At 65.1% G+C, this 527-nt stretch carries 1 protein-coding gene; it reads left to right on the forward strand.

Features of this window, described 5'->3' with window-relative positions; all coding sequences use genetic code 11:
- Positions 1 to 362 (forward strand): hypothetical protein (locus ACU8YE_RS24250; RefSeq protein ID WP_446929919.1); only part of this gene is annotated, 362 nt, incomplete at its 5' end.
- Positions 363 to 527: the final 165 nt, after the last annotated feature.

A 527-nucleotide genomic window follows, 5' to 3' on the forward strand; every position in this document is an offset into this window, starting at 1 on the left:
TCGTGGTGCACTGGAAGATCAAGCCGGGCCAGGAAGCGGATTTCCTGCAATACTGGGGCTCCAGGGCCGCCATCAAGGACCGCTCCGAGCTGGTGGGGGAGTTCCTCAGCTCGGTCGAGGACCGGGACATGTTCCCCTGGATCAACCTCCAGGTGCTCGACCCCGGCTGGAGCTCCTTCTTCAACGTCGGACTGTGGCGCGGCGCCGAGGCGTTCCAGGCCCAGGTCGGCCGTTACATCAACGACGAGCGGCCTTTGCTGGACTTCGAGGCGGCGCGGCGGGAACGGGTGTTCCTGTCGCCGGAGCGGTGGCGCATCGGACGAGGCGTCCTGCCGGGCACTGACCCGGTGGGTGTGGTGTAGAGCCGCTGCAGCTTGGGTTCGAGCGGAAACGGCTCTAGAGTCGCACGCCTTCTACCCGGCCTCAGCCTCAGCAGCTACGATGATGCCTGGGACTCGCTGGAACCGGCAGGAGGACATTTGCTCGGAAGCTTCCACCTGCTGCCAAGTTGGAATAGGGCTACCAAG

The sequence above is a fragment of the Ralstonia sp. VS2407 genome (genome assembly GCF_052950655.1).